Below are 26157 nucleotides of genomic sequence, written 5' to 3'. Positions count from 1 at the left end.
GGTTTCCAACCGCGCCGTTCGATGCAGTCTCCGACTGCGACGAGAAAATAAATAAACTAAATGTTGTAAATAAAATTAAAAACAATAAATTTGGAGGAAATACGCCGCCATGAACGACTATCCCATTCCCTCCACTCCCGTCCACATCACCTATCGGCTCTACGGAAGCATACCGAATCTACCCATGCAAAGGCTCCACGAAAGCCATCGCTTGGCGCTGGTCGCTCTCAATCGGGAATTCCCTCATCAACTTCGAAGTACGAATGCATCCGCCAGAAAGAGGCACCGAGAGCTTAATGAGCACCAGGCGGTTCGCTTTTATCTCGGTTACGATAGCCTACTGGATAAAGCCGTTTACGGTCCTACCTTTCTGGACACCCCCGTAGCTAAGCAGATCATCATCGATTCTTGGCAGCACATCGCCCAACAAAGGAACTTGCAGATTTATGCCATCAGCGTGATGAGTAATCACGTGCACATCATCTTGTCCAGCGATGAGGCTAATTCATCCTGGATGCTGAAGGCCACGTTGCGTGATCATAAAAGATATACGGGCAGCATGCTCAATCGCCTCCATAAGACGCCCGGCCGTCGGGTATGGGCCGAGAAGGAGTACGATCGGGCAATTCGACGGGGGAAATTCGAAAGTGTGTTGTGGTACGTGCTAAATAATCCGGTGAAGGCCGGTATTACGGATGATCCGTTAAGCTGGTTTGGTAACTGGTGGGCCCCGGAGCTTCACGAGAGTTTTATCAAGTTACGGGTAGCTTAAAAACATATTCATTAAGAATATTGATTGCAGCGCGGCCGGAAGCCGCGTCGAACATCGCTGCCGGAGGCAGCATCCTACCCCACGTCGTACTTTTACCCCAAAGTATCCCACACCATGGAAAACCATACCTACGTAGCGATCATGGCCGGCGGCGTCGGCTCGCGATTCTGGCCCGCCAGCCGCGAGGATAAGCCCAAGCAGTTTCTCGATATCGCCGGGGACGGACGCAGCCTGCTGCGGATGACCTTCGAGCGCTTCCTGAAGCTTACCACGGCGGATAAGATATTCATCGTTACCAACGGTAAGTACAAAGACTTGGTCATGGAGCACATCCCGGAGATCGGCCCCGAGCAAATCCTCTGCGAGCCGAGCCGGAACAATACCGCTCCCTGCGTAGCGTACGCGGCATTTAAGCTGCAGAACCTCGATCCGGAGGCCAACTTCGTCATTGCCCCGAGCGACGCGCTCATCGTCAACGACTCCCTCTTCACGGCCAACATCCGCAAGGCCCTCAACTTCACGGCAAACAACGACGCCCTGGTCACCCTGGGTATCTCTCCCGACGCTCCCCACACGGGCTATGGCTACATCCAGTACCTGGATGAAACCACCGATACGGAGGATGTCTACCGCGTAAAACGCTTTACTGAAAAGCCCGATCTGGACACCGCCAAAGGATTTCTGCGCAGCGGCGATTACCTCTGGAATGCCGGTATCTTCATTTGGCGCGCCAAGACGGTCCTGGATGCCTACGAGCAATACGCCCCCGAGATATACGCCCTTCTCTCGCAGGGATTAAACTACTACAACACCGAACGGGAGCAATCCTTCATCGACGAATTCTACCCCCAAACGCCCAGCATCTCGGTAGACTACGCCATCATGGAGAATGCCGCCAATATTTTCACCATCCCCGCTCAGTTCGGCTGGTCGGATTTGGGAGCCTGGGGTGCCCTCTACCACGAGAGCTCCAAAGACAGTGAGGGGAATGTCATTACCGGCACCGTCATTACCGAAGACACCCACAACAGCCTCATCCGGGCACCCAAGAACAAGCTCGTCGTCGTCGGCGGCGTAGACGACCTGATGGTCATCGACGAAGGTGACGTCCTCCTCGTCTATCCCCGCAACCGCGAACAGGAGATCAAAGCCCTGCGCGCCCGCGCCGAAAGCGAATTTGGGGAAAATTTCGTGTAGAGGTGCTGGTTTCTGGTTGCTAGGTGCTGGTTGCTGGTTGCTGGTTGCTGGTTGCTATAATCTACTTTCTGGTTGTTCGTTGCTAGTCAAAGTATCTTCCAGTACCCAGTACCCAGTACCCAGCAACCACTACCCTGTACCCAGCAACCAGTACCCAGCCTTCACACATACCGCTCCGTAAACTGCAGCACCGTAGGCCGGAAGTACCAAAACGCACCCAGCATCAGGCACACCAATCCCAACGCCTCGTAATTATAGGTCAGTAGCGCGATGGTAGTGATCAGCAGGGTCGCGCTTTCCAGAATGGCGAGCCGGATAAAAACCGTAGCCCGGTAGCTGCTGGCCGCCCGGTCGCGGATGTTCTTCTGCTTCGTTACCGTCCTGGCGCGAAACTGATCCAGGAACCAGGCCCCCCCCACCATGCAGAGCGCGTAACCGGCCAGGATGTACAGATCCGCCTGCGGGTCCATAAAGAAGCGGGCCTCTTCCCCGCGAATCAGAAACCAGACCACTACCGCGTAGATGAGCTGCGCCATCAGCAGGGCGTAGAAAATCGTCTGCAATTGCTGGAACCACCTATTCGATGCCATGCATCATCTTTTTCATCCAGCCGGAGATGGCTACGAAGATCAGTGCAGCGGTAATCGGTACCGCGGCGAAGATGCCAAAAAAGCCACTCAATCCAACCGCCTCCGCAATCTCGTCGATGTACGACCCCGTCAGACCGGCCGCGAAATTGGCAATGAAGTTGGCCACGAAGAATACGCCGAACATGAGTCCCACCAGTCGTACGGGCGCGAGCTTGGATACGTAGCTGAGGCCCACCGGGGATATACACAGTTCACCGAGGGTGTGGAAGAGGTAAGCCGCGATCAGCCAGAACATGGAAACGCTGGCCGTCTTGGCCCCGTCGGGGATACTCAGGGAGCCTACGGCCAGGATGGCAAAACCCAAACCGAGCAGGGTAAGCCCCAGCGCAAATTTGATGGGTCCCCGCCGCAGGAAGGAAATCTTGCGCTCCCACAGTTTGGCAAAGGCCGGCGCGAAGCAAATAATGAAGAGACTATTGAAGATCTGGAACCATCCCGCCGGTACCTCCGGGGCAGCCTGCGTAAACTGCTCGTACAGCATGTTACCGATCAAAATCCAGATGATGACGAAAGCCAAGCCTAACACGATGTTAGATAGGCTGTAGTTTTTGAACGTAATGGTGAAGAGCTTGAACAGTACCCAGGTCAGTACCATCACCGGAATGACGGTAATCGCCGTATTCGCGATTCGGAAGTAGGTAGCCCCCTCACCCGTCAGATTCCGTTCGGTGTAGTCGAGCGCGAAGATGGTCATCGATCCGCCGGCTTGCTCGAACGCCCACCAGAAAAAGATGATGAAGAAGCTGAAGATCACGATCGACCAGACCCGGTCACGCTCCACTTTGGTCAGCGACTTATCGGCAACGATCCAGCCCACGAAGCCGACCACGGCCCCGAGGATGAGGGGCGGCATGAACTCCCGGCTAAGGGTCTGTAATGCATTCGCCTGCGGTTCGGCAAAGGCGGTAATGAGGAAATAGAATATCGCCGCTACGGCCAAGCCGATGCCCGCCCACACCAAGGCCCGCTGACCGTCGTCGTCACCGCCTACCGATGGGGTAAAGTCGTCCTCCGCCTCTACCGGCGCTATGGATGCATCCACGGTGAAGCCTTCCGGTTCCACCGCCCGGGACGCTGTTACTTCGGATTTGCTGGCTTCCAATTCCCGCGTTTGCCGGGGCGACAAGCCGATATCGCCGAAGATGTCCTGGGCAAACCAGAACTGCACCAGTCCGATAAACATGAAAATCCCGGCCAGCCCGAAGCCGTAGCCGTAACCCCAGTCCGCACTCTCGCCGTAGTAGCTACACAGCAGGATACCGAGGAATGCCCCCGCGTTGATGCCCATGTAGAAGATGGTGTACGCTCCGTCCTTACGCTCGGTATCCTTGTCGTAGAGCTGCCCGACGATGGAAGAGATGTTTGGCTTAAACAGGCCGTTGCCTACGATCAGCAGCCCTAAGCCCGTATAGAAAAGCAGCGAGGTTTCAAAGGCCATGGCCGCGTGGCCCAGCGTCATGATGAAGGCCCCGAGCACGACGGCCTTACGGTAGCCCAGCAAGCGGTCGGCCAGGATACCGCCGATCATCGGTGTAAAGTAGACCAGGCCCGTGTAGATACCGTATAACGCCAGGGCATCCGCCCGTTCCCAGGGGGTATCGCCGAAGGCGATGTTCACCAGGAAAACGACCAACAAAACCCGCATCCCGTAGTAACTGAAGCGCTCCCACATCTCCGTGAAGAAGAGTACGAAGAGTCCGGGCCGGTGGCCGAAGATGCTGCCCCCGTCTTCCGGGTGCCGTAGGGTGGTAGTATCCATTCAGTTTTGGTTAAGGTTGGTGCCGGCGGATAGCGCCGCGAATATCAAGATGTTGTCGGGAGGCTCGCCGTGGAACATCCGTGCGGTCCGCCGCTTCATCCGGGGTGAACCGCACCAAAGAAACAAAATTACCGCTTACCGCCGGCCAGTGCGATTCGCACCGAGGCGCCGAACAGCCCGCCAAGGCCCGCCGTGATCCCCCCAAATAGGGCCGTGATCACCACGAGCACCCATCCGGTCGGCACCCCGAAAGTCACCGCCAGCCGGTCGCCCAACCGGCCCTCCGAAAACAGGTGCAGGTAGCCGGCGTAGCAGCCCCAGACCATCACCGCGGCCAGGAAGGGAAAGTAGAATCCGCCGCGCCGCCACACCGGGTACAAAAATCCCAAGGCCACGCAGGCCAGGGCCGGGGCGTACCAGCTGGCATCCAGGTACAGGCACAGCGTGCAGACGAGCAGGGTAGACAGGAGAAGAAAGAAGCGGTACATATTCGTTATTCAAAGATCCAGCTGCCGATCGGTTCCACGGGCATCCTAGCCAGGGTCAGTTCGTGGTAGCGTCCCTCGGCCCACTCTTCGAAGCCGTTGTCGTAAAATTCACTCCCCGGATTACCGGACGCGCCGCCCGGCAAAGCACCCCAGCCCCGGGGGGAGTCACCTAATTCCACGACCATCCGCCAGCTGGCGCCGAAGCCGTCAGCCACCACCCGGGGGGTCATGCGTGCGCCACCGGTATTAATCTGTTCCGATCCCAGGCCCGGGATACGGGCGATGTGGTAGATCCGCGCATCGCGCTCATCCGCCCAGGTGAGGGGCAAACCGCCGTCCAGTTCGTCGAGGATCTCCTCGAAGGACCGCTGCACCAGGGTGGCACCGGTTTCCCGGAAGGTCGTGCTGTCGATGTCGAAGATGATGTCGTCCGGTCGGTTCTCCAGCAGGTCGGTCAGTTTCCACCACTCCGGATACAGCAACTCGCCGTCTTCCGGAAACTCATCGAAGGTCAGGCGGTACAGCCGGTTCCGCCAGGCATCGAAGAGGGTAGGGGCCCGGCTCTCTCCCGTGTAGCGGTAGTCCCACTCCGAGAGGATACGCAACAGGCGCTGCCCGTCTTCGTCCAGTGCGCGCCGGTTGATGCGGGCCAATAGAAAAGGAGATAATTCCTCCGCTAGGAGCGAATAGTCGTCCAGCTGCAGCTCCTTCATCCGCCGCTGGTTCATCGTAGGCTGACGGTCCAGTACGCGGTTGATGTACCGGCCCCGGTACTCATCAAAGCGACCCAGGTAGTAGTAAGGGTAGTTCGGGCCGGTGGTCACCTGATTCGCCGAGCTTACGTAACCCCGCGCCGGATTGTACTGCACCGGCCGCTCCGCGAAGGGTATCCAACCTTTCCAGGCATTCTTCAGGCTGTCCCCCTCCCGGATGAACCGCCCCTCTTCCTCCTCGCGCAACGGGAAAAAGCCGTTCGGCCGGATGGCAATATCGCCGTCCCGGGCGGCAAAGACGAAGTTCTGCGCCGGGTCGACGTAGCCCTTCAGGGCCGAAACGTAATCTTCGTAGTTCCGACTCTCCATCAGGTCGAGGAAAGTGCGCAGGATGGTGTGGGGGCGTACCGCTTTCCGGGGACTGTCCTGCGCGCGCCAACGCATGGCCATATCGGCGTACGGTCCCTCCGTGAAGGGCACCGGACCGAATACCGTATAGGGCGTTCGAACGATGGTCTCTTCTTCCCCCTTGATCCGCAGCGTGTCCGTTCGAATGGTCGCCGGCATAGGTTCCCCGTCGAGCAGGTATTCGGTGCGGGAGCTGTCCGTCCACGTGATGCGGTACCAGTCGGTGACGTCGTGCCCGACGTTGGTTTCTCCCCAGGCTACGTAATCGTTAAAGCCGATCATAATGCCCGGGGCCCCCGCCAGGCCGACGCCCCGCGCGTTGCATCCCGGGTAGGTGATCTGCACCTCGTACCACACGCTGGGGTAGGTCAAAGACAGGTGCGGATCGTTAGCCAGCAGCGGCAGCCGGGTATTGGAACGCCCCGGTCCTACGGCCCAGTTGTTGCTGCCGTTGTCCGGGTCCAGTGGAAAGTAGCGGAAGGCATTCGTATCGATCCGGTCAAAAGGAGGGCGGCGGAGCGCAGGTAAAGACCTTTCCAACGGCAGCATCGAAAGCTCACTTACCGGAGTCTCCGCATCCGGTACGACCGGACTGGCCTCCGGAAAGCGCTCGGGAAAGAGGCGGTCGAACTCCTCCCGGCCTAACTTTTTCAGGGTCGCCGTACTCTGTGCATCACTGTACCCTCCGCTAAGCCCTGACGACATTCCTTTGGTCAACAGGGCGATCCGGTAGGGCGTCCAACGGATGGGCTCGTGTCCCAGCAGCTTGTATTCTAAAGGATACGCTTCCGGTTCAAGCTGGTCCAGGTAGGCATTGATCCCGTCTGCGTAGGCGGTGAGGATCCGGTAGTCCTCGGGGAAATCCGCCCGGATCGTGTCGACCATCCGCTCGGCCATTTCCCGGTACCCGCTGCGAATCTGCCGCAGGTCGCGTTCTTTCATGCTTGCTCCCAGCACCTCCGACAGCGAGCCCTCGGTGGAGCGCGTGCTGATGTCCATTTGCCAAAGCCGGTCGTAGGCATTGACGTAGCCCTGCAGGAAAATGGCACTCTCCTGGCTGCCGGCAATGATATGCGGAACGCCCCGGTCGTCGAAGTGGATCTCTCCGCGGGCGATGGGGTTGTCCAGATTAAAGTTCAGCTCCTCCGTTCGGTCGCCTTCTCCGGTATTTTGCCAGAACCCGCGCGCCGGGTTGAAGAAGGGCCCCAGGGCCGGTAGGGGAAGTCCGAACAGCCCCGCTATACTTCCCAGGGCTAACCAGCCGATCAGGAGAAGGGCGGAAATGATCGGAACGGTCCAGCGCATAATCAAGGATAAGGACCGCGAAGGTAAGGGCTGGCGTGGGTTTTCCGAACCGGGTCACCGAGCGAGCGTTTGTACACCGCAGGACGGCACCCGGATAATAAGGAGTAGTTCAAGGCACTCCGGGGAGCAGGGGCCGATCGAGCGCTAAAAGGTTAAGCGCGAACTAAAGTCCGGACCTTATTATTTAGGTAGCCATGAACCACCTGCTTTGGCTACTCTCCGGCTGTATGCTGTGTATACTCATGACGGCCTGCGACGGCGACACCCGCAACCGGCGTGCCGAACGGGGGGATAACTACGTAAGCGATCCGGACCACCTCTTCTTCATGAACACCCGCAGCCGGGACTACCGGAGTACCACCGTGGAGGAGGGCATCGACGTATTCCGGCACGGCGATCTCGAAGGCGAGCACGAGCTGCTCATCCGGAATAACTGGCTTGAGGATCGCGCGGAACTCCTGCTGGACGGCCGGGTCCTTTCGACTACGGAAGCGCGTCGGCTACGGGATCAGCTAGGCAGCGGCAACGATACCCTTGAATTGACCACGGACACGCAGCGCGAGGCCGTCGCGGCAGTCCTCACGGATTACCTGCGCTTGGTCGGGAACTGACCCAACCTTTTGCCGGCTGGCGGGTAGATTATCCGTGGGTCGACGCAGAGGAAAAGAGTGGCAGCGGGAAGTATTAGAGCACTATCACGATCGGTATAATCGCCCGGAATTTATCCCGGACGATCCGATCGGGCTGGTCCACGCCTTCGATGACCCGCGCGACCGGGAGATCATCGGTTTCTGGGTGGCGATGCTGGCCTGGGGGCGTCGCGCCACCATCATCGACAAAGGGGAACAGCTCATTGAAGCCATGGGCGGCCAACCCTACCGCTTCATCATGGAGTGCGGCAACTGTACCGATACCATCGACCGCGAGTTGGGTCAGTGGAAGCACCGCACCTTTAACCATACCGATACCCGCTACTTTTTGCAGTGGCTGCACTGGTACTACCACCGCCACGACAGCCTCGAGGACGCCTTTGCCCGCTACTTAAGTCCGGACAGCCAGAATATCGAGCCCGCTTTACGAGGCTTTCACGATTATTTTTTCAGTCTGCCGGATGCCCCCCACCGTACCCGTAAGCACGTCGCCACGCCCGCCCGCAAATCCCGGTGTAAGCGACTTTGTATGTTCCTACGCTGGATGGTGCGCCAGGACGACCGGGGCGTAGACTTCGGACAGTGGCAGCGTATCCGCCCCGATCAGCTCTGTATGCCGCTGGACGTTCACGTGGAGCGGGTAGGGCGATCGTTGGGCTTACTGCGTCGCAAGCAGTGCGATTGGCTCGCCGTTGTGGAACTTACGGATAATCTTCGCCGGTTCGACGCGGACGATCCGACGCGCTTCGACTTCGCCCTGTTTGGAATGGGAGTGGAAGGGGTGGAGGTTTAGTCAGGTGTCAGTTTGGACGGAGTTTTGGGCTTTTGGAAAGTTTCGCCCGGGCCGGCATTAATACTTTCCCTTGGTTACGCTGTTCCCCAATCGAATCTAGTGTACCGCTTTCATGAATACGCATTTCTGGCTCACCGCAACCAAGCCGAAAAAAGACCCGGATGCCCCCGACGATCGTTTGTACGTCCGGCAGTACGGTACCGGCCGGGCCATATTACTGGCGCTGCACGGCTTTGGCCGCAACGGAGCCCGCATGGAGCGGTTGGGCTTGAATCTCGGGGATCAATTCACTACGCTGGCCCCCGACCTGCCCTACCACGGTAAGACGGAATGGTACAGCGACCGCTACGACATCGACGAGATGACCGGTTTATTACAGCAATTGCTGGATCGTTTTGCCGACCGGCCGGTGTTTCTACTCGGTCACAGCCTCGGCGGACGATACCTGAGTGCCTGTCTGAATGGTCTTCAACACGATCAACTGCAGGACCTGGCATTAGTCGCTCCGGACGGGGCGGGCGGCCGGTATACGAATTGGATAGATACGCTGCCTTCCCGCCTCGTTCGTCCGCTGGCCCGGTTGACGGAGCGGCCGCGGGCCATACTGCGCATGTCGAAGTGGCTCCAGAAGCGCGGCATCATAAATGGGTATTCGGCCGAGTACCTCAAATACAATTTGAACGATCGTCCCTTCCGCCGCCGGCTCGCCGGTACCCTGCGCAGCGTGCTTAAATTTCCGCCCTCTCCGGAAGCATTCGAGCGCGCGCTCAACGAGCGAAATATCCGCTGCACGGTTTTCGTGGGGGATAAGGATCCGCTGCTTCACCACGATCGCCTGACCCGTATGTACGAACCTTTACCCTCGGTCGATCTGCACCACTACCCCGGTAGTCACTGGTTGCCGGAGCGATTACTTGCCGAATACTATCGAAATAGTTTGGTCTCTGTCTTACCTTAGCCGATGTGAAACCTTTGGCTTACCCCAACGTCGGTACCATTTTGGACCGCACCACTCGCCTTCTGAAACAACATTACCTCCGCGCTTTCCGTGAGGAGGGGATCGACATCAGTACGGAGCAATGGGTGTTGCTCGATCGCCTGTACAATAGCGGCGATGCCAGCCAGACGGAACTGGCCAACGGTACCTATAAGGACGCCCCCACCGTCAGCCGCATCATCGACAAGCTCGCCAAGAAAAAGCTGGTCGAACGCCGCCGCTTCCCCAACGATCGCCGCCGCTACCTGGTCTGCATCACTAAGAACGGTAAGGACGTTCACGACCGCATCACCCCCTACGTCAAGGAGCTCCGCCAACAAACCTGGGAAGGGCTCACCGAAGACGACTTCAACCGCTTGCAAAATATCCTGCAACACATTCGGGATAACTTTGAGGAAGAGTAGGTCGAGGGTCGCTGTGCTCCTTTGTTAGTGTGTTAGAGGGTCGCCGCGCTTCCCGGAAGAGACTCGCTTCGCTCGCGGTAGATGGCTGTGCATTTAACCCAGGTTGCATAAAGACCATGCTGTATCACAAACCCCTAACACCAGATACCCGACCCCCGACAACTAACCCCCTATAACCGACACCCGACAATGCAATCCCTCCCCCAACACGTAGAAGCCCTCATCTTCGCCGCTCCCCAGCCCATCACCCTGGAGGAAATGCGGGCGGTGCTTCGGGAAAGTGTCGGTGTGGAGTTCAACGACGAGACCCTGCTACAGGCCATCGAGGAGCTACGGCGGCGGTATGATCACGCGGAGCACAGCTTCGAGGTGGTGGCCATTGCCGGAGGATACCAGTTTATGACCAAGGGAACGTACCATCAGACCATCGGGACGCACCTGCGGCAGCAGAGCACGAAGAAATTGAGCCGGTCGGCACTGGAAACGCTGAGCATTATCGCTTACAAACAGCCGGTGACACGGTCGGACCTGGAGAAAATCCGTGGGGTGAGTTGTGACTATGCGATCCAGAAACTATTGGAAAAGGAGCTTGTTACCATTACCGGCCGGGCCGATAGCGTAGGGAAGCCTCTGCTCTACGGCGTGACGGAAAAGTTTATGGACTATTTCGGTATCCGGTCGATGAACGATCTGCCCCAACCCAAGGAATTCAAGTTGCCCGAAAACACGATCGGGGAACCCGAGGAGATGATGGTGGATTCCGAAAACTAGCTCGCCCATGGTCAATAAAGTTGCCGCCTCCGGTCTCATTACGCTGAAATTAGAAGAATACTGGCCCGAACAGGCCCTCGTTTCGTTTGATCTCAAGGACTATCTGTTCATGGAACTTATCCTCAAGGAAAAGGACTTCCGCGAGGCGATAAAGGACCACGACTTTAGCCAGTACGAGGGTAAGACACTGTTGGTGTTCTGCTCCGCCGATGCGATTATTCCCGCCTGGGCGTATATGCTGGTTGCCGCCTCGGCCGCTCCGTACGCCGCGGATATTTACCAGGGTACCGAAGAAGAGTACCTGCGCGACCACTACCGCCGCGTGATCCGGCAGTTCGATCCCGCGGACTACGCCGGCCAGCGTATCGTGGTGAAGGGGTGTGGTGAACGGGACGTGCCGCCTGCCGCCTATCTGGAGGTAACTTCTATCCTGCGCCCCGTCGCCAAATCCATCATGTTCGGGGAGCCGTGCAGCACCGTACCTGTCTATAAGCAACCCTTAAAAAGAGGGTAAAGCGGGCATCCCGCGCCCCCCTGACGAATTGCCGGACGGGGTGTCACTCGCTACACCTTATCTTGGGCCGCAAACATGGCCCATGCGATCGAGTCCCTACCTGATTGTTTTGTTGTCCCTCTGTTTCTCGCTAACCGCCGGGGCACAGGACACGCATTTTACCCTTCACGACTATAATCCGCTCTGGATCAATCCGGCGCAGACCGGTGCCTTCAGCGGAACCGTACGCGTAGGCGGTATTTACCGGGGCCAGTGGTTTACGCTAAATGGGATGAGTACGCCCAGTGCCTACGTCGACGCGCCCGTCATTCGCGGCCTGCGCCCGTACGATTGGATCGGAGTAGGGGCCAATCTGATCAGCGATAAGGCCGGCGTCGGTGCCGATCTTGGCCTGCAGTCCACCTACTTCGGTTTTTCGGCCGCCTACCATTTGGCGCTTGACAATCAGCGGCGGAACGTCTTTACCCTGGGTGCCCAGTACGGCAGTACGTCCTACGGGCTCGATGTAGAGTCGGGTGGTCTGCAGCAGCAGCTAACCATCGGGCAGAACCTCGGCGGCGGCGGACTGACCCAGGGCGAGCTGACACCCTCGGGGATGAACGAGATGGTCGACAACATGAGCTACAGCAGCCTCAATGCCGGGGTCATGCTGCGCTCCGTCCTCGACGCCGATAAGGGCAATATGCTCGAAGTGGGCGTATCCATGTTTCATATCGGCGGCCCGGAGAAAGAAAGCCTGATTGCCGTTCCCTCCGACTCGATGGGCATCGATAGCACCACGCTCGGTGCCTTCGACCAGGATGATCTGAACCGCCGGTCGACCCTGCGCGGGAATGCCCGGTTGGATCTCGAACTGAGTGAAGACTGGCGATTCCAGCCCAGCATTTACGCGCAGTCCTCGGGTTCCGTCACCTCCGTATCGGTGCAGGCGTGGGGAAGCCGGCGCCTGAAGCAGGACGTCAATCTGCGGCTCGGCCTCGGCTACCGCACGGGCGACGCGGCCCAGGTTTTGATCGGGCTCGACTACCAGCAACTGCGGGCGGCCCTTAGCTACGACCTGACCCTGAGCAGCGGGCGCGAGATCAACAACTACCAGGGAGCTTTCGAACTGGCCGCCCAGTACATCATCAATATTTACAAGAAACCGACTGTCGTGCCCACGATGCTGTGCCCGAAAATCTAGCATTCGCCCCGACTTCCCGGCCCCCGGCCGCGTTTATTCGATCATCTATTCCCGCCACTTCATGAAACGGACCTTCCTGGAACTTCATCGGCACTTCCGCCTTTTCGTCCTGGCCCTGGCTGGGCTAACGGTCGGTCTTCCCCTGGCCGCCCAGCCGCTTAGCGGTTCCTCCAACGTGGAGCAACTGCTGGCCGCCGCCGACTCCGCCCGCGTCACGTACAACTGGACCGTGGCACTCGAAAACTACGACAAGGCCTTCGAGATCAACGAAGAGGAGTACCTGCTGCCCCTGATGGCCCAGATGAACTACGAATTGCGGGATATTGCCTCCGGTATCCGGCTGTATACCCGCGCTTTCCGCCGCACCGAAGCTTCCGATACGACCTATAATATTCACCGCTTCTACTTCGGCCGCATGCTGAAGATGGACGAGCAATACGACGAGGCCGTCACCTACCTGCAAAACTTCCTGCAGCACAATCAGGACTCCGTACTCGGCATTCTCGCCCAACGGGAGATCGAAGGGGCCCGCATGTACCGCGACGCCCCCCAGAATCTGGGCGAAGTGGAGGTGCAGTACCTCGATCGCAGCATCAATAGTGTATGGAGTGAATACTCCCCGGTGCTCTCCCCGGACGGAAACACCCTGTACTTCTCCACCGTAAAGGCCAGTAGCCCGGTCGAACTGGTGGACGCGAACGACGAGGACCGCTTTTTACAGGTATATATGGTAGCCCGCGACGACGAAGGCGAGTGGGAGCGTCCGGAAGCCCTGGGTAAGGAGGTGAACCGCCCCGGGGTCCATTCCGCCAACCCGAACGTGAGTGCGGACGGGCGGCGACTCTACTACAACCGTATCCTGATGAACAGCAACCGCGTCGATCAGGCCAAGATCTACTACAGTGACGTCGACGACAATGGCTGGCGCAGCGGTAACCCCGTCGCGGGCATCAACAGCGACGACTACCGTGCCCTCCAGCCGGCTACCGGCGAGCTTTTCGGTAACGAGGTGCTCTTCTTCGCCAGCGATATGGACGGAGGATTCGGCGGCTACGACCTGTACTACGCCACCTACGAAGGCGACGGTCGCTACTCCTCGCCCGTTAACCTGGGGGAACGGATCAATACGGTGGGTGACGACATGACGCCCTTCTACTTCGATGGGACCCTCTACTTCAGCACCGACGGCCTGCCCACCATGGGCGGGACGGACCTATTCTACAGCGTCTGGAACGGCAGCGTTTGGAGCGAACCGGAAAATATGGGCGTGGGCTTCAACAGCCCGACGGACGATCTGAGCCTGAGCGTTTACAACGAAGGCCGGACCGGCTTCATGACCAGTAATCGCCCCGGCGACGGCCGATCGGTCAAGAGCCGCACCTGCTGTGACGATATCTACGCCTTCGAGATTCCTACCATCTATGCCAACCTTGTCGTAGGCCTTTTCAATACCGACCGCCAACCCCTCAACAACGGAACCATCCAATTGCAGCCCATCCGCAACGGCCGGGATGTAGGGAGCGGCGAGCAGCAGAGTCGCGACAACGGTAACCGCTTCGACTTCGGCCTGAATCTCGAGCAGGAATACCGCGTAGTAGCCAGCCACCCCGGATACTTCCCCGATACCGTGGAGCTGAGCACGCTGGGGCTGGAGGAGAGCAAAAGCTTCGAGCAGGTATTCTTCCTGCGGGTCGATCCATCGACGATCCCCGTTTACGATACGATCGAGATCGAGGAATCAATCGCCCTGGAGAATATCCTCTACGACCTGGATAAGTCCAACATCCGGCCCGACGCTGAGGGCGACCTGCGGGCACTCACCGAGATCATGAACGAGTACCCGGATATGGTCATCGAGCTGAGCTCGCACACCGACTTCCGCGGAGCCGACCAGTATAACGAGGCACTCAGTAAACGCCGGGCCGACGCCGCCCGGCGCTGGTTGATCAGCCAGGGGGGGATCGAAGCCGCCCGCATCAAATTCGCCGGCTACGGGGAGACCCGGCCACAGGTGATTTCCGAGCGACTGGCCGAGCGTACCGGCGTATTCACCGTTGGCGATACCCTGACGGAGGAATACATCAACAACCTGGCAAGCAACGATCTAAAGGAACTGGCGCACCAGCTCAACCGCCGCACCGAATTCAAGGTACTGGAAGGGCCTACCGAGATCATCATTCGCCGCGACATTATCGAACGCGCCCTGGAGGGCCCCAACCGCAATACCGAACCCGATGGGGGAGAGGGGCCGCAGGGTTCCGTCTACCCACTGGACTCGATCAGCGATATGAGTACGCTCTACGGCAAGACGGCTGAGGAGGTCGGTGAATTACCCATTCTCGTATTCGATCGCCGTAAAGTTGATCTCGGCTCAGTCACGAAGGGCGACAAGCCCACCTTCACCTATAGCTTCACCAATCGCGGTACGGTACCCGCCCAGATCATGCTGATCCAGGCCTGTGAGTGTACCACCGTGGAGCACGACAACAGCCAGGTATACGCACCGGGTGACTCCGGCACCATCCAGGTTACTTTCGACAGCACGGAAAAGGAAGCCCCCGAAACCCTCGGCATTGACATTTTTCTCGAGCAGAGCGATCGCGACGAGCGGCCCGTCATCGAGTTGGTAGAATATAGTTTCGCCATCGCGGAATGATCGCTGACCTACAGCAAAACCGCTGGGTCGCCGGCTACCTCGACGCTTGGAAGCGGTACAGTGAGTTCGGCGGGCGGTCTACTTTCTTCGGATACCTGACCTTCTTTTTGCCCAATCTGGCTATCGGTTTACTGCTTCAGCTCCTCGAGCAGGTTGCGGGTGGCGGTCTCTTTACCGTTTTGGGGGTGTTCTATGCCTTGGCGGCGTTGCTGCCAGGGTTGGCGGTTACGGTTCGGTTGGTTCGGGGTCTGGTGGGAACTGAGTGAGGGGTTTGCTCGCCTTCGGCTCGTGGTTTTTTTAAACACAGATTTTCACGGATTTGGGCACGGATTGCCACAGATTGGCTGCGCCGCTACTAGGTGGTATCCGGCGGGGTATCGGATTACACGGATTATCGAATACGCTACGCACCCTCTCCGCGAAACTTCGCGTACCTCCGAGCCTCTGCGGTGAACCTCGCTCTTGCGCAGCAAGGCCATTGCCTACTTCATTCTGAAATTCCTCCGTGATAAACCCCACGAGCCGCAGGCGAGCACTCCCATGCAGAGGAATCCATGGGAATCCGTGCCCAAAATCTGTTTTAATCTGTGTTTCCTTTAAGCTGCCGAAGGCAGTCAAAGCAAAGCTCACAAACCAGCAGCAGCAGAAATCTCCAGCATCCGGTCAATGCTCTTCACCCCCTTCTCGATCACCCACTCCGGTAGCTTGATCTCCGGCTGCTCGTATTGCATGCAGAGGTAGAGCTTCTCCATCGTGTTGCGCTTCATGTGGGGGCACTCATTACAGGCGCAGGTGTTATTGGGCGGGGCGGGGTAGAAGGTCTTACCCGGGTTGGACTTTTCCATCTGGTGGATGATGCCCGGCTCGGTGGCGACGATAAACTCATCGTACTCGCTTTCGCGGGTGAAGCGCAGCAGACTGGAGGTAGATCCGACGTGGTCGGCGATATCCAGGATGTGCGCTTCGCATTCGGGGTGGGCGATGAAAGCCGCTTTGGGATGGGCGATCTTCAGTTTGGTGACCTTTTCGTGGCTGAAGATCTCGTGGACCATGCAGCTGCCGTTCCACAGGACCATATCCCGGCCCGTTTCCTTGACCAGCCAGCGACCCAGGTTCACGTCGGGCGCGAAGATGATGGGCTGATCCCGGGGGATGGAATCGATGATGTGGCGGGCATTCGTGCTGGTGCAGCAGATGTCGGTGAGCGTCTTCAGCTCCGCGGTGCAGTTGATGTAGCTGACGACTACGTGGTCGGGATACTTCTCCTTGAATTTTTTGAAGACCGGGGCGGGGCAGGAGTCAGCCAGGCTACAACCGGCCTTGAGGTCGGGGAGCAGCACCTTCTTCTGGGGGCTAAGCATTTTGGCGGTCTCGGCCATAAAGTGAACACCGGCGAAGACGATGATGTCGGCGTCGGTGCTGGCGGCCTGCTGGCTGAGTCCGAGGCTGTCGCCGATGTAGTCGGCAATGTCCTGGATCTCGGATTCCTGGTAGTAGTGGGCCAGGATCACGGCATTCCGCTCCTTCTTCAGGCGATTGATTTCCGCCGCCAGGTCAAGCGTCGGATCGACGTCGATGTCCAGGAAGCCCCGGCGCTTTAGATTCTGGGTAGCGAGGTCGATTTCGGCTGACATAAAAGCTAGATTTTTCGGTAATCGGGAATATAACAGGGCCGCGGACGATAAGTTGCTTAGCTTCGATTCTAAACTAAGTATTTTACCTGCGCTCCGCCGCCATAATGCCTACATTGGCCGGCCACTAAAATAGTACGTATGGCCACCTTCAACTGGGCAATTCTGGGTCTCGGAAACATCGCCCGAAAATTTGCGGAGGACCTGCAGCGGATCGACGATGCGCAGCTCGTCGCGGTGGGATCCCGTTCGGCGGAGCGGGCAGCTGCCTTCGCGAAAGAATTCGGCGCGGATCACGCGGCCGGCAGTTACGAAGACACCTTTTCCGGCCCGCGGGTAGATGCGGTCTACATCGCCACCCCGCACACCGGCCACAAGGAACTGACGCTGATGTGCCTGGAGCGTGGCATACCGGTACTCTGCGAAAAACCCATGGGCCTGAATCTGCAGGAAGTGCAGGATATGGTGGCGGCGGCGCGCAGGTGTAATGTCTACCTCATGGAAGCGTTGTGGTCCTGTTTCATCCCATCCATTGTAGAAATGAAGACGCTGGTGGACGGCGGAGACCTCGGCACCCTGGAAAGCCTGCGGGCCGACTTCGGCTTTCGGGGTGTACCGCGGGACGACTTCGAACGCGACCGGCTATACAATCCGGCACTCGGAGGGGGCGCGCTACTGGACATCGGCATTTACCCGATTTGGCTGGCGCAGTACCTGTTCGGTTCGCCGGAATCCATCCACGCTACCGCCCGTCTGACCGATTTAGGAGCGGATGTGGACACGCAAGTCACCCTGCGCTATCCGGATGGGAAATTGGCCCACTGCTATTCGACCCTGCTCGGCGATACGAAAACCGATGCGCTGCTACTGGGCACGAAAGGCGAACTGCACATTCACGGACGATTCCATAACGCCCAGGGATTCAGCGTGCTCCAGGGAACGGATCAACCACCCGAAAACCACTACCACAGCTTCGAAGGCAACGGCTACCAGTTCGAGGCCATGGCCGTCATGGAGGATGTCCGTGCCGGCCGGAAAGAATCAGCGCGATGGTCGCTCGATGACAGCCTCCTGCTGCACCGGACGCTTACGGAGGTGCGCGAGATGATCGGTGTGGCTTACCCGGGGGAGTAGGTCGTTTTTCGGCCTACACTAAGTCGTGCCGGGCTACCTTGGCCGCATGCAACGGACGCCTTCGGTTCGGGACTTCATCATCCTATTGGGACTTAGCCTGATCTGGGGGAGCAGCTACGTCCTTATCAAGTGGGGGCTCGAGGTGTTTTCCGCGCGGCAGATTGCCGTACTGCGATTGGGCATTTCCGCCCTGGCACTTGCTCCCTTCGCCATTACCCACCTTAGGCGCATTCGTGCCGTTCAGCTGCCCGCCTTATTCGCCGTCGGCCTGACGGGGACGGCAATCCCGTCGTTTCTGTTCCCGATCGCGCAAACGCGGCTCAGCAGTAGCCTGACGGGTATGCTGAGTAGCCTGACGCCGCTGTGCACCCTGCTGGTGGCCTGGTTGATATTCCGCAATCGGCCGGTGCGAAGTCAGCTCTTCGGTATCGGGGTGGGCCTACTCGGCGCGGTGCTCCTGGCGTATTTCGCCCCGGGCGGGGACGATGAAACGAGCCAGCTCGGCTACGCGGCCCTGGTCCTGGGTGCTTGTCTGTGCTACGGGACCTCCGGTAACCTGGTCAGCCAATACTTTCAGCGGCTTCCGTCACTGACCATCACCGTCGTCAGTTTCTTCCTGGTCGGTTTGCCGGCCTTGGTCTACGCGCTCGGTTTCGGGGGCGTGGTGGATACCGTTACGGATGCCGGTACCGCGGGGTGGCGGGCGCTGGGTTATGTGTCGATCCTGGCGATCGGGAGTACGGTGACGGCGAGTTTTGTCTTCTTTCGGTTGGTGCAGGATACGGGGCCGGTTTTCGCTAGCACGGTGTCCTATCTCATTCCCGTGGTGGCCCTGCTGTGGGGGGTGCTGGACGGCGAGGCGGTGGGACTGCTGCAAATTCCGGCCATTTTACTTGTACTGCTGGGGGTATTTCTGAGCAAGCGTAGTTAACGAGACACAAATCATTGGAGGGATTTCCGTTCTTGTGCCATAGAGTGCATTTTGGGAATAAATTTTGTTTATCCTTACATGCTCCGGCTATTGCCTAAGCTAATCATATGCAGCTAGTTGTACTTGTTATGTTGTTGTTGATCCCGTTCTGCTCGTGGGCGGGACCCGCGGATAGTGTGCTCATCGACGAAGTACTGCTGATCGGACACAAGAAAACGCGTCCCCGCGTGATATTCCGGGAGATGACTTTCGGCCGCGGCCAACTGATCGCCCGTGACGAACTCCCACTAGAGGTTAGCAGGAGCTACAATAATCTCATGAATACCGGGCTCTTCGCCAGTATAGAGATGAGCTACGACACGGCCGGTGCCGAAGCCGGCCGCACCGTCGTGATCGTCAATATGCGCGAAACCTGGTATCTCTATCCCGTACCCGAGTTTGAGCTTGCCGACCGGAACTTCAACGTTTGGTGGAACGAGCAGGACCGCTCCCTGGACCGGGTCAACATCGGCGGCAAGCTTACCCACTACAATTTTACCGGACAGCGCGACCGGCTCCGGCTTGGCTTCACCACGGGGTACACCCGGTCAATGGAAGCTTCCTATGGCTTTCCCTACGTGAATAAGGCGGGATCCATCGGCATCAACTTCGGCTTCGGGTACCAGCGCCGTCGGGAGCAGAACTACCTGACGCGCAACAACCGCCAGGAATTCTACTCCGATCCGGACAACTGGGTGTATCGTCGCTCGTCGGCCCAAATATCCGTGAGTTACCGCCGGCGCATCTACTTAAGCCACAATGTGAGCTTTGGCTGGCAACAGTCGACCATTTCCGATACGATATCTAATTACCTCAATCCGGAATTCTACGGGAACGGACGCGGCAGGCAGCGCTACTTCCGGATATCTTACGACCTGAGCAACGACCGTCGCGACGTGCGGAACTATCCGTGGAACGGCACGCTGCTACGGGTAGGTATGAGCAAGGACGGCTTAGGGATCTACGGGGAGCGGGATGGTTTGGAAGTGCACGCCGACTACCAGAAGTTTATTCCATTCTGGAAGCACTATTCGTTCAACTACGCCATCGCGGGAAAGTATAGCCTCATTCGCACCCGGCAGCCATTTCTCGAAAACCGGGCCATCGGCTTTGGCAGCAACGGGATCATCGGCTACCAGTTTTACGTGGTCGACGGACTGGACATGATGATCTGGAAAGTGGGCCTACGCCGGGAATTATTCAAGACCAAATTGGACCTGGGGAAGCTCGTCTTCATCGACGCATTCCGGTACGTGCCGATTCGCCTGGCTGCCTCCATCCAGTTTAACCAGGGTTTCGCGAATGCGCCCTTCGTCGATGATTCCAACCGCCTGAATAATTCCCTCCTGACGGGATTCGGGGCGGGCCTTGACTTCATCCTTTACTACGATATGGTGGGTGGGGTACAGTATAACCGGAATCACCTCGGTGAAGACGGGGTATACCTCAACTTCAATATGAGTTTCTAGCCCGATGCAGGAAGAGCAATTGTGGGAAAGTCTAGATGCGCTCCGCCGCCGGGCCGGTGGATCGCGCACCGATCGATTACGTTTCCGACCGCTGCCCTATGTTGGCTCGCAGGCGTACCTGCGGCTGGTTTACCCCTTGTTTCGCCGTGCCCTGCGTTGTCGGGCCCGCACCTTCTTCGGTACCCGCCTCGAACTACTGCTGCCCAGCGGAACGGATATATACATTACCGGGGGTAAGACGCACGATTCCGAGATACGGTTGGCGGCCTTCTTGCTGCGACACCTGCGGACGGGCGACTGCTTCGTTGACGTCGGGGCGCATTACGGCTACTTCACGCAACTGGCATCGGTGTTGGTGGGTTCCCGGGGGCGTGTAGCGGCATTTGAAGCTTCTCCTGAGACCTTCGGAGTCTTGCAGCGCAACGTCGCTACTTTCGATCAGACGTGCTGCCAGCACGCCGCGGTAAGTGACCGGCAAGGGACGATCACTTTCTATACGTTCCCGAATTTATTCGCCGAGTATAATTCGACTACGGTGGCGGAGCACGCCGGGGCGTCGTGGTTTTCCCGTAATCCGCCAACCGAAACCGAGGTTCCGTGTCACCCCCTGGACGACTTGCTTGAACTGGACGGCGAAAAGCGCGTGCTCGTGAAGATCGACGTCGAAGGCGGCGAAGCGGCAGTCATTCGGGGTAGTTCGCGTATACTTGCCCATCCGCAAGCGGTGTTCGTGATGGAATACGTCAACCGCCAACGGGGCAATACGGCACACCGGCAGGCGGAGGCGATGTTTCGACAGGAAGGGTATACGCCCTTTAGTATCGATGGGCAGGGTAACCTGACTCCCGTCACCGATATCGAAGACGCCCTGCGCGAGCAAGGCATCGATTCCGATAATATCGCTTTCGCCCGCGCGGGTAATTTTGGCCAGGGCGGGGGAACACGTTAGTTGCCGTGCCGGACGTGAGCTACCTTCGCGCACTGTATTTAACCTTCCGGAACGCATTCCATGAAAATTGCCGTCAATACGCGATTCTTGTACACGGATCAGTTAGAAGGCATCGGTTACTTCACGCAGGAGATCTGTCGGCGATTACCTGATTTACTGCCGGAGGCCCAATTCCTGTTCTGTTTCGATCGGTCTTACCCGGCGAAATACGTTTCCCATGACAGGGTGCGGGGAGTGCGGATATTTCCGCCGGCGCGCGATCCCATACTCTGGAAAATATGGTTTGACTACGCGCTGCCGCAGGTCGTAGAAAAATGGCAGGCCGATGTTTTGCTGCATTTGGACGGATACTGTTCCCTGCGGACCGATTGCCCTCAGGTAATGGTCGTCCACGATATTGCGCACTTACACTACCCCGAAGCGGTGCCTAAACGTGCCGAGCGGTATTACCGTAAAAACGTACCGCGATTTCTGGATACGGCGAAAAAAGTGATTACCGTCTCTAATTTCGTCAAGGAGGATATCGGTCAGGCTTACCATATACCCCCCGATAAGGTGGAAGTGTCCGGAAATGGCGTACGGGAGATATTTCAACCGCTTTCCGCTGAGCGGATCCAGGCCGTCCGGGATGAATTTACCGGTGGACGGCCGTATTTTTTCTATCTGGGAGCGGTTCACCCACGGAAAAATATCGAACGACTTATTTCCGCCTATACTTCTTTCCGGGAGCAGTCGGCAGATCCCTATCCCCTTTTGCTCGGCGGACGGCTTGCCTGGCAAACGGATAGCGTGCGCGTAGCCTATGAGCAGTGCCGCTTTCGGGAGGACATCGTCTTTTTAGGCTATCGCCCCGACCGGGAAATCGCAGATCTATTAGGTAGTTCCCTGGCTTTAGTGTACCCAAGCCTGAGTGAAGGCTTCGGCGTACCCTTGCTGGAGGCGATGCACGTCGAAGTACCGATTATCACCAGCAACCGAACCAGTCTACCCGAAGTGGCCGGCCGGGCTGCCTACTACGTCGATCCGGAGAGCATATCCGCCATCGCGAAAGGATTAGTGGAGGTCGCGGCCAGTGCAACCTTACGAGCGCGGCTAGTGGCCGCCGGTCGTGCGGAAAGATCGCGTTACGGTTGGGATGAAGCGGCCCGGATAATTGCCGGAGCGCTAAACGATTTGCCGGACCGGACCGGCAGCGGGTCGGGTAATATTTTGTAACCTTGCATAACTTACCTGGGTTTTCCGCGTCAGGGTAGCCATATAGCATTTGTTGATGCGAGCGGAGAATCCGGACAAGTACCGAGCGAAAGGTGCGCGTCGGTCGATATACGTGTACTTCACGATGCGGTTGCCCATTTTACGCGTTCCGGGCAGTCTTCCATACAAATGCAATACGGAAAATGCAAGTAGTTATCTACAGTCAGGTATTCAAGGAAACGGATCGCGAGCACGTACAGGAGTTTTTCGACCTGTTAGCGGACGAGAATTTTTCGACCTATGTCTATGGTCCCTACCTGGAACAGATTCGTCCGCATATCCGATTTAAAAAGGACGTTGGCGTATTCGAAAGTCATTTGGATTTCCGAATTAAGAAGTTCGATCTGCTGATTACGCTTGGCGGAGATGGCACCATCCTGAGCGCCATACTCATGATTAAGGATACCCAGATTCCGGTACTCGGTATAAATCTCGGTCGGTTGGGCTTTCTGGCCCGGGTGGAGAAATCAAAAATGGGGGACGCCCTGCGGATGCTAAGCAGAGGGCGCTTTGAAACGGAAAAACGGGATATGCTTTATCTCGAGAGTAATCTTCCGGTATTCGGAGATACGCCGTACGCGCTAAACGACTTTACCTTACTGAAGCGGGACACGAGTTCCATGATTACCATCCACACGTATATCAACGGAGCTTACCTCAACAGTTACTGGGCGGACGGAATCATCGTATCCACGCCAACCGGAAGCACTGGCTACAGCCTGAGCTGTGGTGGTCCGATCATATTTCCCGGCAGTGGAAATTTCGTAGTAACGCCGGTTGCCCCCCATAATCTCAACGTTCGCCCCATCGTAATCAGTGACGATGCCGTGGTCTCTTTCCAGATTGAGGGACGTGCCGATAATTTTCTTTCTACGCTGGATAGCCGCTTCGAGACGGTCACGGCCGTACACGAACTGGCCGTGCGGAAAAATGATTTCGGTATCAATCTAGTCAAGCTTCCGGATATAACCTTCATGGATACCTTGCGGGGTAAGCTAAACTGGGGTGAGGATCGCCGTAATCACTAGTATCGGGTGCCCATCGTTAATTAGCCGGCTTTTTACCTAATGGTCGCTTTACGGCCGGGTAAATGCTTTGAGCTTGTTTGGACTTTAACAATCGGCCTACAAATGGCCCTTGTCCCCTGCTCTGCGTTACCGAAAGTGGCTTCGTAGCACTGCTACGATCCACTTTCGGTGCCTCGATCAGTGGCAAAATGACTCATTTCCCCCCAGAAGGCCAAAGTCCAAACAAGCTCTTAGGGTTTTGGCAGTTTCGCTTGGGGGCATGATGTTGACTAAATGCAGCTGGAGCTTTGTATACGGGGCGTGCGAATAAAGTCCTTTTAGCTTGCCAGATGTTATATAAGTCCGTCCATGCCGCGGATTTGATGGATTAGGCTGGGACCGATGTGAGATCATCACAAGTATTTCAGAAAGCTTCCCATATACAGTGACGGTCTTTTATATGTTAAATTGACCTTTATTCGTGGCAAAAACGAGGGGATAAACCGAAATTTCGGGCATTTCGTCAAATTATAAGTATGGTTGGTATATCCGACTATGTGTTAAAATTCGAAAGGCACATAAATTCATTATATATTTGCCTCCCGAGAACAAACATTGGTCAACATTATTTGTATCTCATAGTCAGATGTAATCGAGCGGATTAATGTCGGCGCGCTTATATCCTTAAACCATCATCCTTAATTTCTGCCTGATAGGCAGCGGGTTGACTAGTTCATCGCATCGTATTGCCACAAAGTCAAACCAACCACTCAAATCGTTTTAATATGGCAAGTATAAAGAAGGAGCTGAAGGGCGTGATAGAGCGCTTTGATGCCGCCCAGGAAGCATTTTTGGCTGATGCCAGCAAGGCCAAAAAACATAAGAAGAAGCTGAAGAAGACTAAAGCCAAGGTCAAGAGCCTCAAGCAGCAAGTAGCCAGCCTGGAACAGGAACTAAAACTTGCCCGCGAAGAAGCGGAAACGGCAAACGCCCAGGCCTCCGCCGCCGGCAATACGCCGCGCGCCAAGCGCTCGGCAAAGGCTCCGAAGAGCACCGGTGCCCGCCGCGGCCGTCCCCGTAAATCCACGAAAACCGAGGCCAGCGCAACGGAAACCACCCAAGCAGAGATCGCCGAAGCCGTATCCGACGCACCGGATACCGTCAGCGAAGCCGCCGCCGAAAAAACCAGCAGCCCGAAGCCTCGTCGCGGTCGTCCGCGCAAAAGCACGACTACGGCCAAGAAGACTAGTCGCAGAAAGACCAGCACCAAACAGACGGGAACGGATAAGCCCAAGACGACCCGTCGTCGTGGCCGTCCCTCCACGAAGCCAGCGCCGAGTGTATTGACCCAAATCAACGGGGTAGGAGCCACGATGGCCAAGCGCTTCGAAGAAGCCGGTGTAACCACCATCAATCAGTTCGCTAAGCTCTCCGATAATAAGATGAAGGAGGTGCTTGAAAAATGCGGTCCCCGTTACCGCAATGCCGATAGCGAAAAGATGGAAAGCTACCGCGAGAACGCCCGTGCCGCCATGGCATAGTCAGGACTGACCACGAATAGAAAAACCGCCATTCCGAAAGGAATGGCGGTTTTCTTTTGTCGGTGATTTCTACCGGCTTATTACTTCGCGGCTTGGTAGCGACGATTGACCTCGTCCCAGTTGACCACGTTGAAGAAGGCGTCGACATAGTCGGCCCGGCGGTTCTGGTAATTGAGGTAGTAAGCGTGCTCCCACACGTCAATACCCAGGATCGGGGTGCCTTTCTCGTCCACCACGTCCATCAGCGGATTGTCCTGATTGGGTGTAGACGTAACGGCTAGTTCGCCGTTGCTCTTTACAATAAGCCAGGCCCATCCGGAGCCAAATTGTCCACCGGCGGCGCTGGAGAACTTCTCTTTAAAGGCGTCATAGCTTCCGAAGGCCTTATTGATCGCGTCGCTCAGTTCGCCCGTCGGCTTTCCTCCACCATTGGGGCTGAGGATGGTCCAGAACAGACTGTGATTGTAGTAACCACCTCCGTTATTGCGAACACCGGATCCGGCGGAACTCACATTAGCGAGAATGTCTTCGATGTCCTTACTGGCCATATCGCTGCCATCCAGCGCGGCGTTTAATTTGCTGGTATACCCGGCGTGGTGTTTGTCGTGGTGGATTTCCATCGTGCGGGCATCGATGTGTGGCTCCAGTGCGTCTTTGGCGTAGGGTAGATCGGGTAACGTAAACATAGTATGGTATTAAATTAATTAAATGGAATATCCGGTACCTCTTATGTCCGTACCGGATAGGTTGTGCTGGGAGAACGTAGCAGGGGCCTCAGAGTTGAGTGCCGGGAGGGCCATGGGTGTTCGCGTATCTGCACAGCAGAAAAACCCTCTATCGGGTAGCTTTAGAGATGCTTTCGCAGGCGGCGACAAAAGTTGCCGGTCGGCGAGGATATATCGGGGCGCAATTGCGTGCACCCTGGTAGTAATGTCTAAACCG

General features: G+C 57.3%; 24 protein-coding genes. 18 read left to right on the top strand and 6 right to left on the bottom strand.

Annotated elements, in window-relative coordinates; all coding sequences use genetic code 11:
- Window positions 1-109 precede the first annotated feature (109 nt).
- Window positions 110-772 carry a transposase gene (locus DRW39_RS09720; protein WP_116106847.1) on the top strand — a complete coding sequence of 221 codons (663 nt, stop codon included), beginning with the start codon at window positions 110-112 and terminating at the stop codon, window positions 770-772.
- 114 nt (window positions 773-886) lie between these two features.
- Window positions 887-1969 carry a mannose-1-phosphate guanylyltransferase gene (locus DRW39_RS09715; RefSeq protein WP_232830108.1) on the top strand — a complete coding sequence of 361 codons (1083 nt, stop codon included), beginning with the start codon at window positions 887-889 and terminating at the stop codon, window positions 1967-1969.
- Window positions 1970-2130: 161 nt separating this feature from the next.
- On the opposite strand, the gene DRW39_RS09710 is transcribed toward DRW39_RS09715, so the two are convergent.
- The 4 genes from DRW39_RS09710 to DRW39_RS09695 form a co-directional block, all read right to left on the bottom strand.
- On the bottom strand, window positions 2131-2559 hold the full coding sequence (locus DRW39_RS09710) for a hypothetical protein (protein ID WP_157976030.1): 429 nt from the start codon (window positions 2557-2559) through the stop codon (window positions 2131-2133).
- Window positions 2546-4378: a peptide MFS transporter gene (locus DRW39_RS09705; protein ID WP_116106845.1), complete on the bottom strand. Its 1833-nt coding sequence runs from the start codon at window positions 4376-4378 to the stop codon at window positions 2546-2548. Before DRW39_RS09705 ends, DRW39_RS09710 begins: the two co-directional genes overlap by 14 nt.
- A gap of 128 nt (window positions 4379-4506) precedes the next feature.
- On the bottom strand, window positions 4507-4866 hold the full coding sequence (locus tag DRW39_RS09700) for a hypothetical protein (RefSeq protein WP_116106844.1): 360 nt from the start codon (window positions 4864-4866) through the stop codon (window positions 4507-4509).
- A gap of 5 nt (window positions 4867-4871) precedes the next feature.
- A complete protein-coding gene (locus DRW39_RS09695; RefSeq protein ID WP_116106843.1) occupies window positions 4872-7292 on the bottom strand; it encodes a penicillin acylase family protein in 2421 nt (806 codons plus the stop codon).
- A 194-nt stretch (window positions 7293-7486) separates the two neighbouring features.
- Here DRW39_RS09695 and DRW39_RS09690 point away from each other — a divergent pair, with 194 nt between their 5' ends.
- The 9 genes from DRW39_RS09690 to DRW39_RS09650 all read left to right on the top strand — a co-directional run bounded on the left by DRW39_RS09690 (window position 7487) and on the right by DRW39_RS09650 (window position 15526).
- Complete coding sequence (locus DRW39_RS09690; RefSeq protein WP_116106842.1) at window positions 7487-7903, top strand: hypothetical protein; 417 nt, start codon at window positions 7487-7489, stop codon at window positions 7901-7903.
- 34 nt (window positions 7904-7937) lie between these two features.
- Window positions 7938-8735 carry a TIGR02757 family protein gene (locus DRW39_RS09685; protein WP_116106841.1) on the top strand — a complete coding sequence of 266 codons (798 nt, stop codon included), beginning with the start codon at window positions 7938-7940 and terminating at the stop codon, window positions 8733-8735.
- A 112-nt stretch (window positions 8736-8847) separates the two neighbouring features.
- Entirely contained in the window at window positions 8848-9693 is an 846-nt protein-coding gene (locus DRW39_RS09680) for an alpha/beta fold hydrolase (RefSeq protein ID WP_116106840.1), read from the top strand.
- A gap of 5 nt (window positions 9694-9698) precedes the next feature.
- On the top strand, window positions 9699-10136 hold the full coding sequence (locus tag DRW39_RS09675) for a MarR family winged helix-turn-helix transcriptional regulator (protein WP_116106839.1): 438 nt from the start codon (window positions 9699-9701) through the stop codon (window positions 10134-10136).
- Window positions 10137-10325: 189 nt separating this feature from the next.
- The gene (gene scpB / locus DRW39_RS09670; protein ID WP_116106838.1) at window positions 10326-10907 is read left to right on the top strand and encodes an SMC-Scp complex subunit ScpB; all 582 of its coding nucleotides are present in this window, start codon (window positions 10326-10328) and stop codon (window positions 10905-10907) included.
- Window positions 10908-10914: 7 nt separating this feature from the next.
- A complete protein-coding gene (locus tag DRW39_RS09665; protein WP_116106837.1) occupies window positions 10915-11421 on the top strand; it encodes a DUF2480 family protein in 507 nt (168 codons plus the stop codon).
- A gap of 82 nt (window positions 11422-11503) precedes the next feature.
- The gene (locus tag DRW39_RS09660; RefSeq protein ID WP_116106836.1) at window positions 11504-12604 is read left to right on the top strand and encodes a PorP/SprF family type IX secretion system membrane protein; all 1101 of its coding nucleotides are present in this window, start codon (window positions 11504-11506) and stop codon (window positions 12602-12604) included.
- 61 nt (window positions 12605-12665) lie between these two features.
- Entirely contained in the window at window positions 12666-15260 is a 2595-nt protein-coding gene (locus DRW39_RS09655) for an OmpA family protein (RefSeq protein WP_116106835.1), read from the top strand.
- Window positions 15257-15526 carry a hypothetical protein gene (locus DRW39_RS09650; RefSeq protein WP_116106834.1) on the top strand — a complete coding sequence of 90 codons (270 nt, stop codon included), beginning with the start codon at window positions 15257-15259 and terminating at the stop codon, window positions 15524-15526. Before DRW39_RS09655 ends, DRW39_RS09650 begins: the two co-directional genes overlap by 4 nt.
- 360 nt (window positions 15527-15886) lie before the next feature.
- Here the strand turns inward: DRW39_RS09650 and nadA are convergent, their stop codons facing one another.
- Window positions 15887-16894, bottom strand: coding sequence for a quinolinate synthase NadA (nadA, locus tag DRW39_RS09645; RefSeq protein WP_116106833.1), 1008 nt, complete (start codon window positions 16892-16894; stop codon window positions 15887-15889).
- Window positions 16895-17032: 138 nt separating this feature from the next.
- Between nadA and DRW39_RS09640 the strand changes: the two genes are divergently transcribed.
- The 7 genes from DRW39_RS09640 (at window position 17033) to DRW39_RS09610 (ending at window position 25215) form a co-directional block, all read left to right on the top strand.
- Window positions 17033-18025 carry a Gfo/Idh/MocA family protein gene (locus tag DRW39_RS09640; RefSeq protein ID WP_116106832.1) on the top strand — a complete coding sequence of 331 codons (993 nt, stop codon included), beginning with the start codon at window positions 17033-17035 and terminating at the stop codon, window positions 18023-18025.
- A gap of 46 nt (window positions 18026-18071) precedes the next feature.
- Window positions 18072-18956, top strand: a complete 885-nt coding sequence (locus tag DRW39_RS09635) for a DMT family transporter (RefSeq protein WP_116106831.1) — start codon at window positions 18072-18074, stop codon at window positions 18954-18956.
- 107 nt (window positions 18957-19063) lie between these two features.
- A complete protein-coding gene (locus DRW39_RS09630) occupies window positions 19064-20464 on the top strand; it encodes a BamA/TamA family outer membrane protein (RefSeq protein ID WP_116106830.1) in 1401 nt (466 codons plus the stop codon).
- A gap of 4 nt (window positions 20465-20468) precedes the next feature.
- A complete protein-coding gene (locus tag DRW39_RS09625) occupies window positions 20469-21413 on the top strand; it encodes an FkbM family methyltransferase (protein WP_116106829.1) in 945 nt (314 codons plus the stop codon).
- A 60-nt stretch (window positions 21414-21473) separates the two neighbouring features.
- Window positions 21474-22628, top strand: coding sequence for a glycosyltransferase family 4 protein (locus DRW39_RS09620; protein WP_116106828.1), 1155 nt, complete (start codon window positions 21474-21476; stop codon window positions 22626-22628).
- Between the two features lie 182 nt (window positions 22629-22810).
- Window positions 22811-23695, top strand: a complete 885-nt coding sequence (locus DRW39_RS09615; protein WP_116106827.1) for an NAD kinase — start codon at window positions 22811-22813, stop codon at window positions 23693-23695.
- A 764-nt stretch (window positions 23696-24459) separates the two neighbouring features.
- Window positions 24460-25215: a hypothetical protein gene (locus tag DRW39_RS09610; RefSeq protein WP_116106826.1), complete on the top strand. Its 756-nt coding sequence runs from the start codon at window positions 24460-24462 to the stop codon at window positions 25213-25215.
- Window positions 25216-25295: 80 nt separating this feature from the next.
- On the opposite strand, the gene DRW39_RS09605 is transcribed toward DRW39_RS09610, so the two are convergent.
- A complete protein-coding gene (locus tag DRW39_RS09605) occupies window positions 25296-25901 on the bottom strand; it encodes a superoxide dismutase (RefSeq protein ID WP_116106825.1) in 606 nt (201 codons plus the stop codon).
- Between the last annotated feature and the right edge of the window lie 256 nt (window positions 25902-26157).

Origin of the sequence: Lewinella sp. IMCC34191 (genome assembly GCF_003390935.1) — a bacterium.
Taxonomy (GTDB): Bacteria; Bacteroidota; Bacteroidia; order Chitinophagales; family Saprospiraceae; genus Neolewinella.
Note: the sequence above shows the minus strand (reverse complement) of the source record. Positions and strands in the feature narration are given on the sequence as shown.

Coding starts and splice junctions, on each gene's coding strand:
- DRW39_RS09720 (WP_116106847.1), top strand. CDS start 110: ATGAACGACTATCCCATTCCCTCCACTCCCGTCCACATCACCTATCGG.
- DRW39_RS09715 (WP_232830108.1), top strand. CDS start 887: ATGGAAAACCATACCTACGTAGCGATCATGGCCGGCGGCGTCGGCTCG.
- DRW39_RS09710 (WP_157976030.1), bottom strand. CDS start 2,559: ATGGCATCGAATAGGTGGTTCCAGCAATTGCAGACGATTTTCTACGCC.
- DRW39_RS09705 (WP_116106845.1), bottom strand. CDS start 4,378: ATGGATACTACCACCCTACGGCACCCGGAAGACGGGGGCAGCATCTTC.
- DRW39_RS09700 (WP_116106844.1), bottom strand. CDS start 4,866: ATGTACCGCTTCTTTCTTCTCCTGTCTACCCTGCTCGTCTGCACGCTG.
- DRW39_RS09695 (WP_116106843.1), bottom strand. CDS start 7,292: ATGCGCTGGACCGTTCCGATCATTTCCGCCCTTCTCCTGATCGGCTGG.
- DRW39_RS09690 (WP_116106842.1), top strand. CDS start 7,487: ATGAACCACCTGCTTTGGCTACTCTCCGGCTGTATGCTGTGTATACTC.
- DRW39_RS09680 (WP_116106840.1), top strand. CDS start 8,848: ATGAATACGCATTTCTGGCTCACCGCAACCAAGCCGAAAAAAGACCCG.
- scpB (WP_116106838.1), top strand. CDS start 10,326: ATGCAATCCCTCCCCCAACACGTAGAAGCCCTCATCTTCGCCGCTCCC.
- DRW39_RS09665 (WP_116106837.1), top strand. CDS start 10,915: ATGGTCAATAAAGTTGCCGCCTCCGGTCTCATTACGCTGAAATTAGAA.
- DRW39_RS09660 (WP_116106836.1), top strand. CDS start 11,504: ATGCGATCGAGTCCCTACCTGATTGTTTTGTTGTCCCTCTGTTTCTCG.
- DRW39_RS09655 (WP_116106835.1), top strand. CDS start 12,666: ATGAAACGGACCTTCCTGGAACTTCATCGGCACTTCCGCCTTTTCGTC.
- DRW39_RS09650 (WP_116106834.1), top strand. CDS start 15,257: ATGATCGCTGACCTACAGCAAAACCGCTGGGTCGCCGGCTACCTCGAC.
- nadA (WP_116106833.1), bottom strand. CDS start 16,894: ATGTCAGCCGAAATCGACCTCGCTACCCAGAATCTAAAGCGCCGGGGC.
- DRW39_RS09640 (WP_116106832.1), top strand. CDS start 17,033: ATGGCCACCTTCAACTGGGCAATTCTGGGTCTCGGAAACATCGCCCGA.
- DRW39_RS09635 (WP_116106831.1), top strand. CDS start 18,072: ATGCAACGGACGCCTTCGGTTCGGGACTTCATCATCCTATTGGGACTT.
- DRW39_RS09630 (WP_116106830.1), top strand. CDS start 19,064: ATGCAGCTAGTTGTACTTGTTATGTTGTTGTTGATCCCGTTCTGCTCG.
- DRW39_RS09625 (WP_116106829.1), top strand. CDS start 20,469: ATGCAGGAAGAGCAATTGTGGGAAAGTCTAGATGCGCTCCGCCGCCGG.
- DRW39_RS09620 (WP_116106828.1), top strand. CDS start 21,474: ATGAAAATTGCCGTCAATACGCGATTCTTGTACACGGATCAGTTAGAA.
- DRW39_RS09615 (WP_116106827.1), top strand. CDS start 22,811: ATGCAAGTAGTTATCTACAGTCAGGTATTCAAGGAAACGGATCGCGAG.
- DRW39_RS09610 (WP_116106826.1), top strand. CDS start 24,460: ATGGCAAGTATAAAGAAGGAGCTGAAGGGCGTGATAGAGCGCTTTGAT.
- DRW39_RS09605 (WP_116106825.1), bottom strand. CDS start 25,901: ATGTTTACGTTACCCGATCTACCCTACGCCAAAGACGCACTGGAGCCA.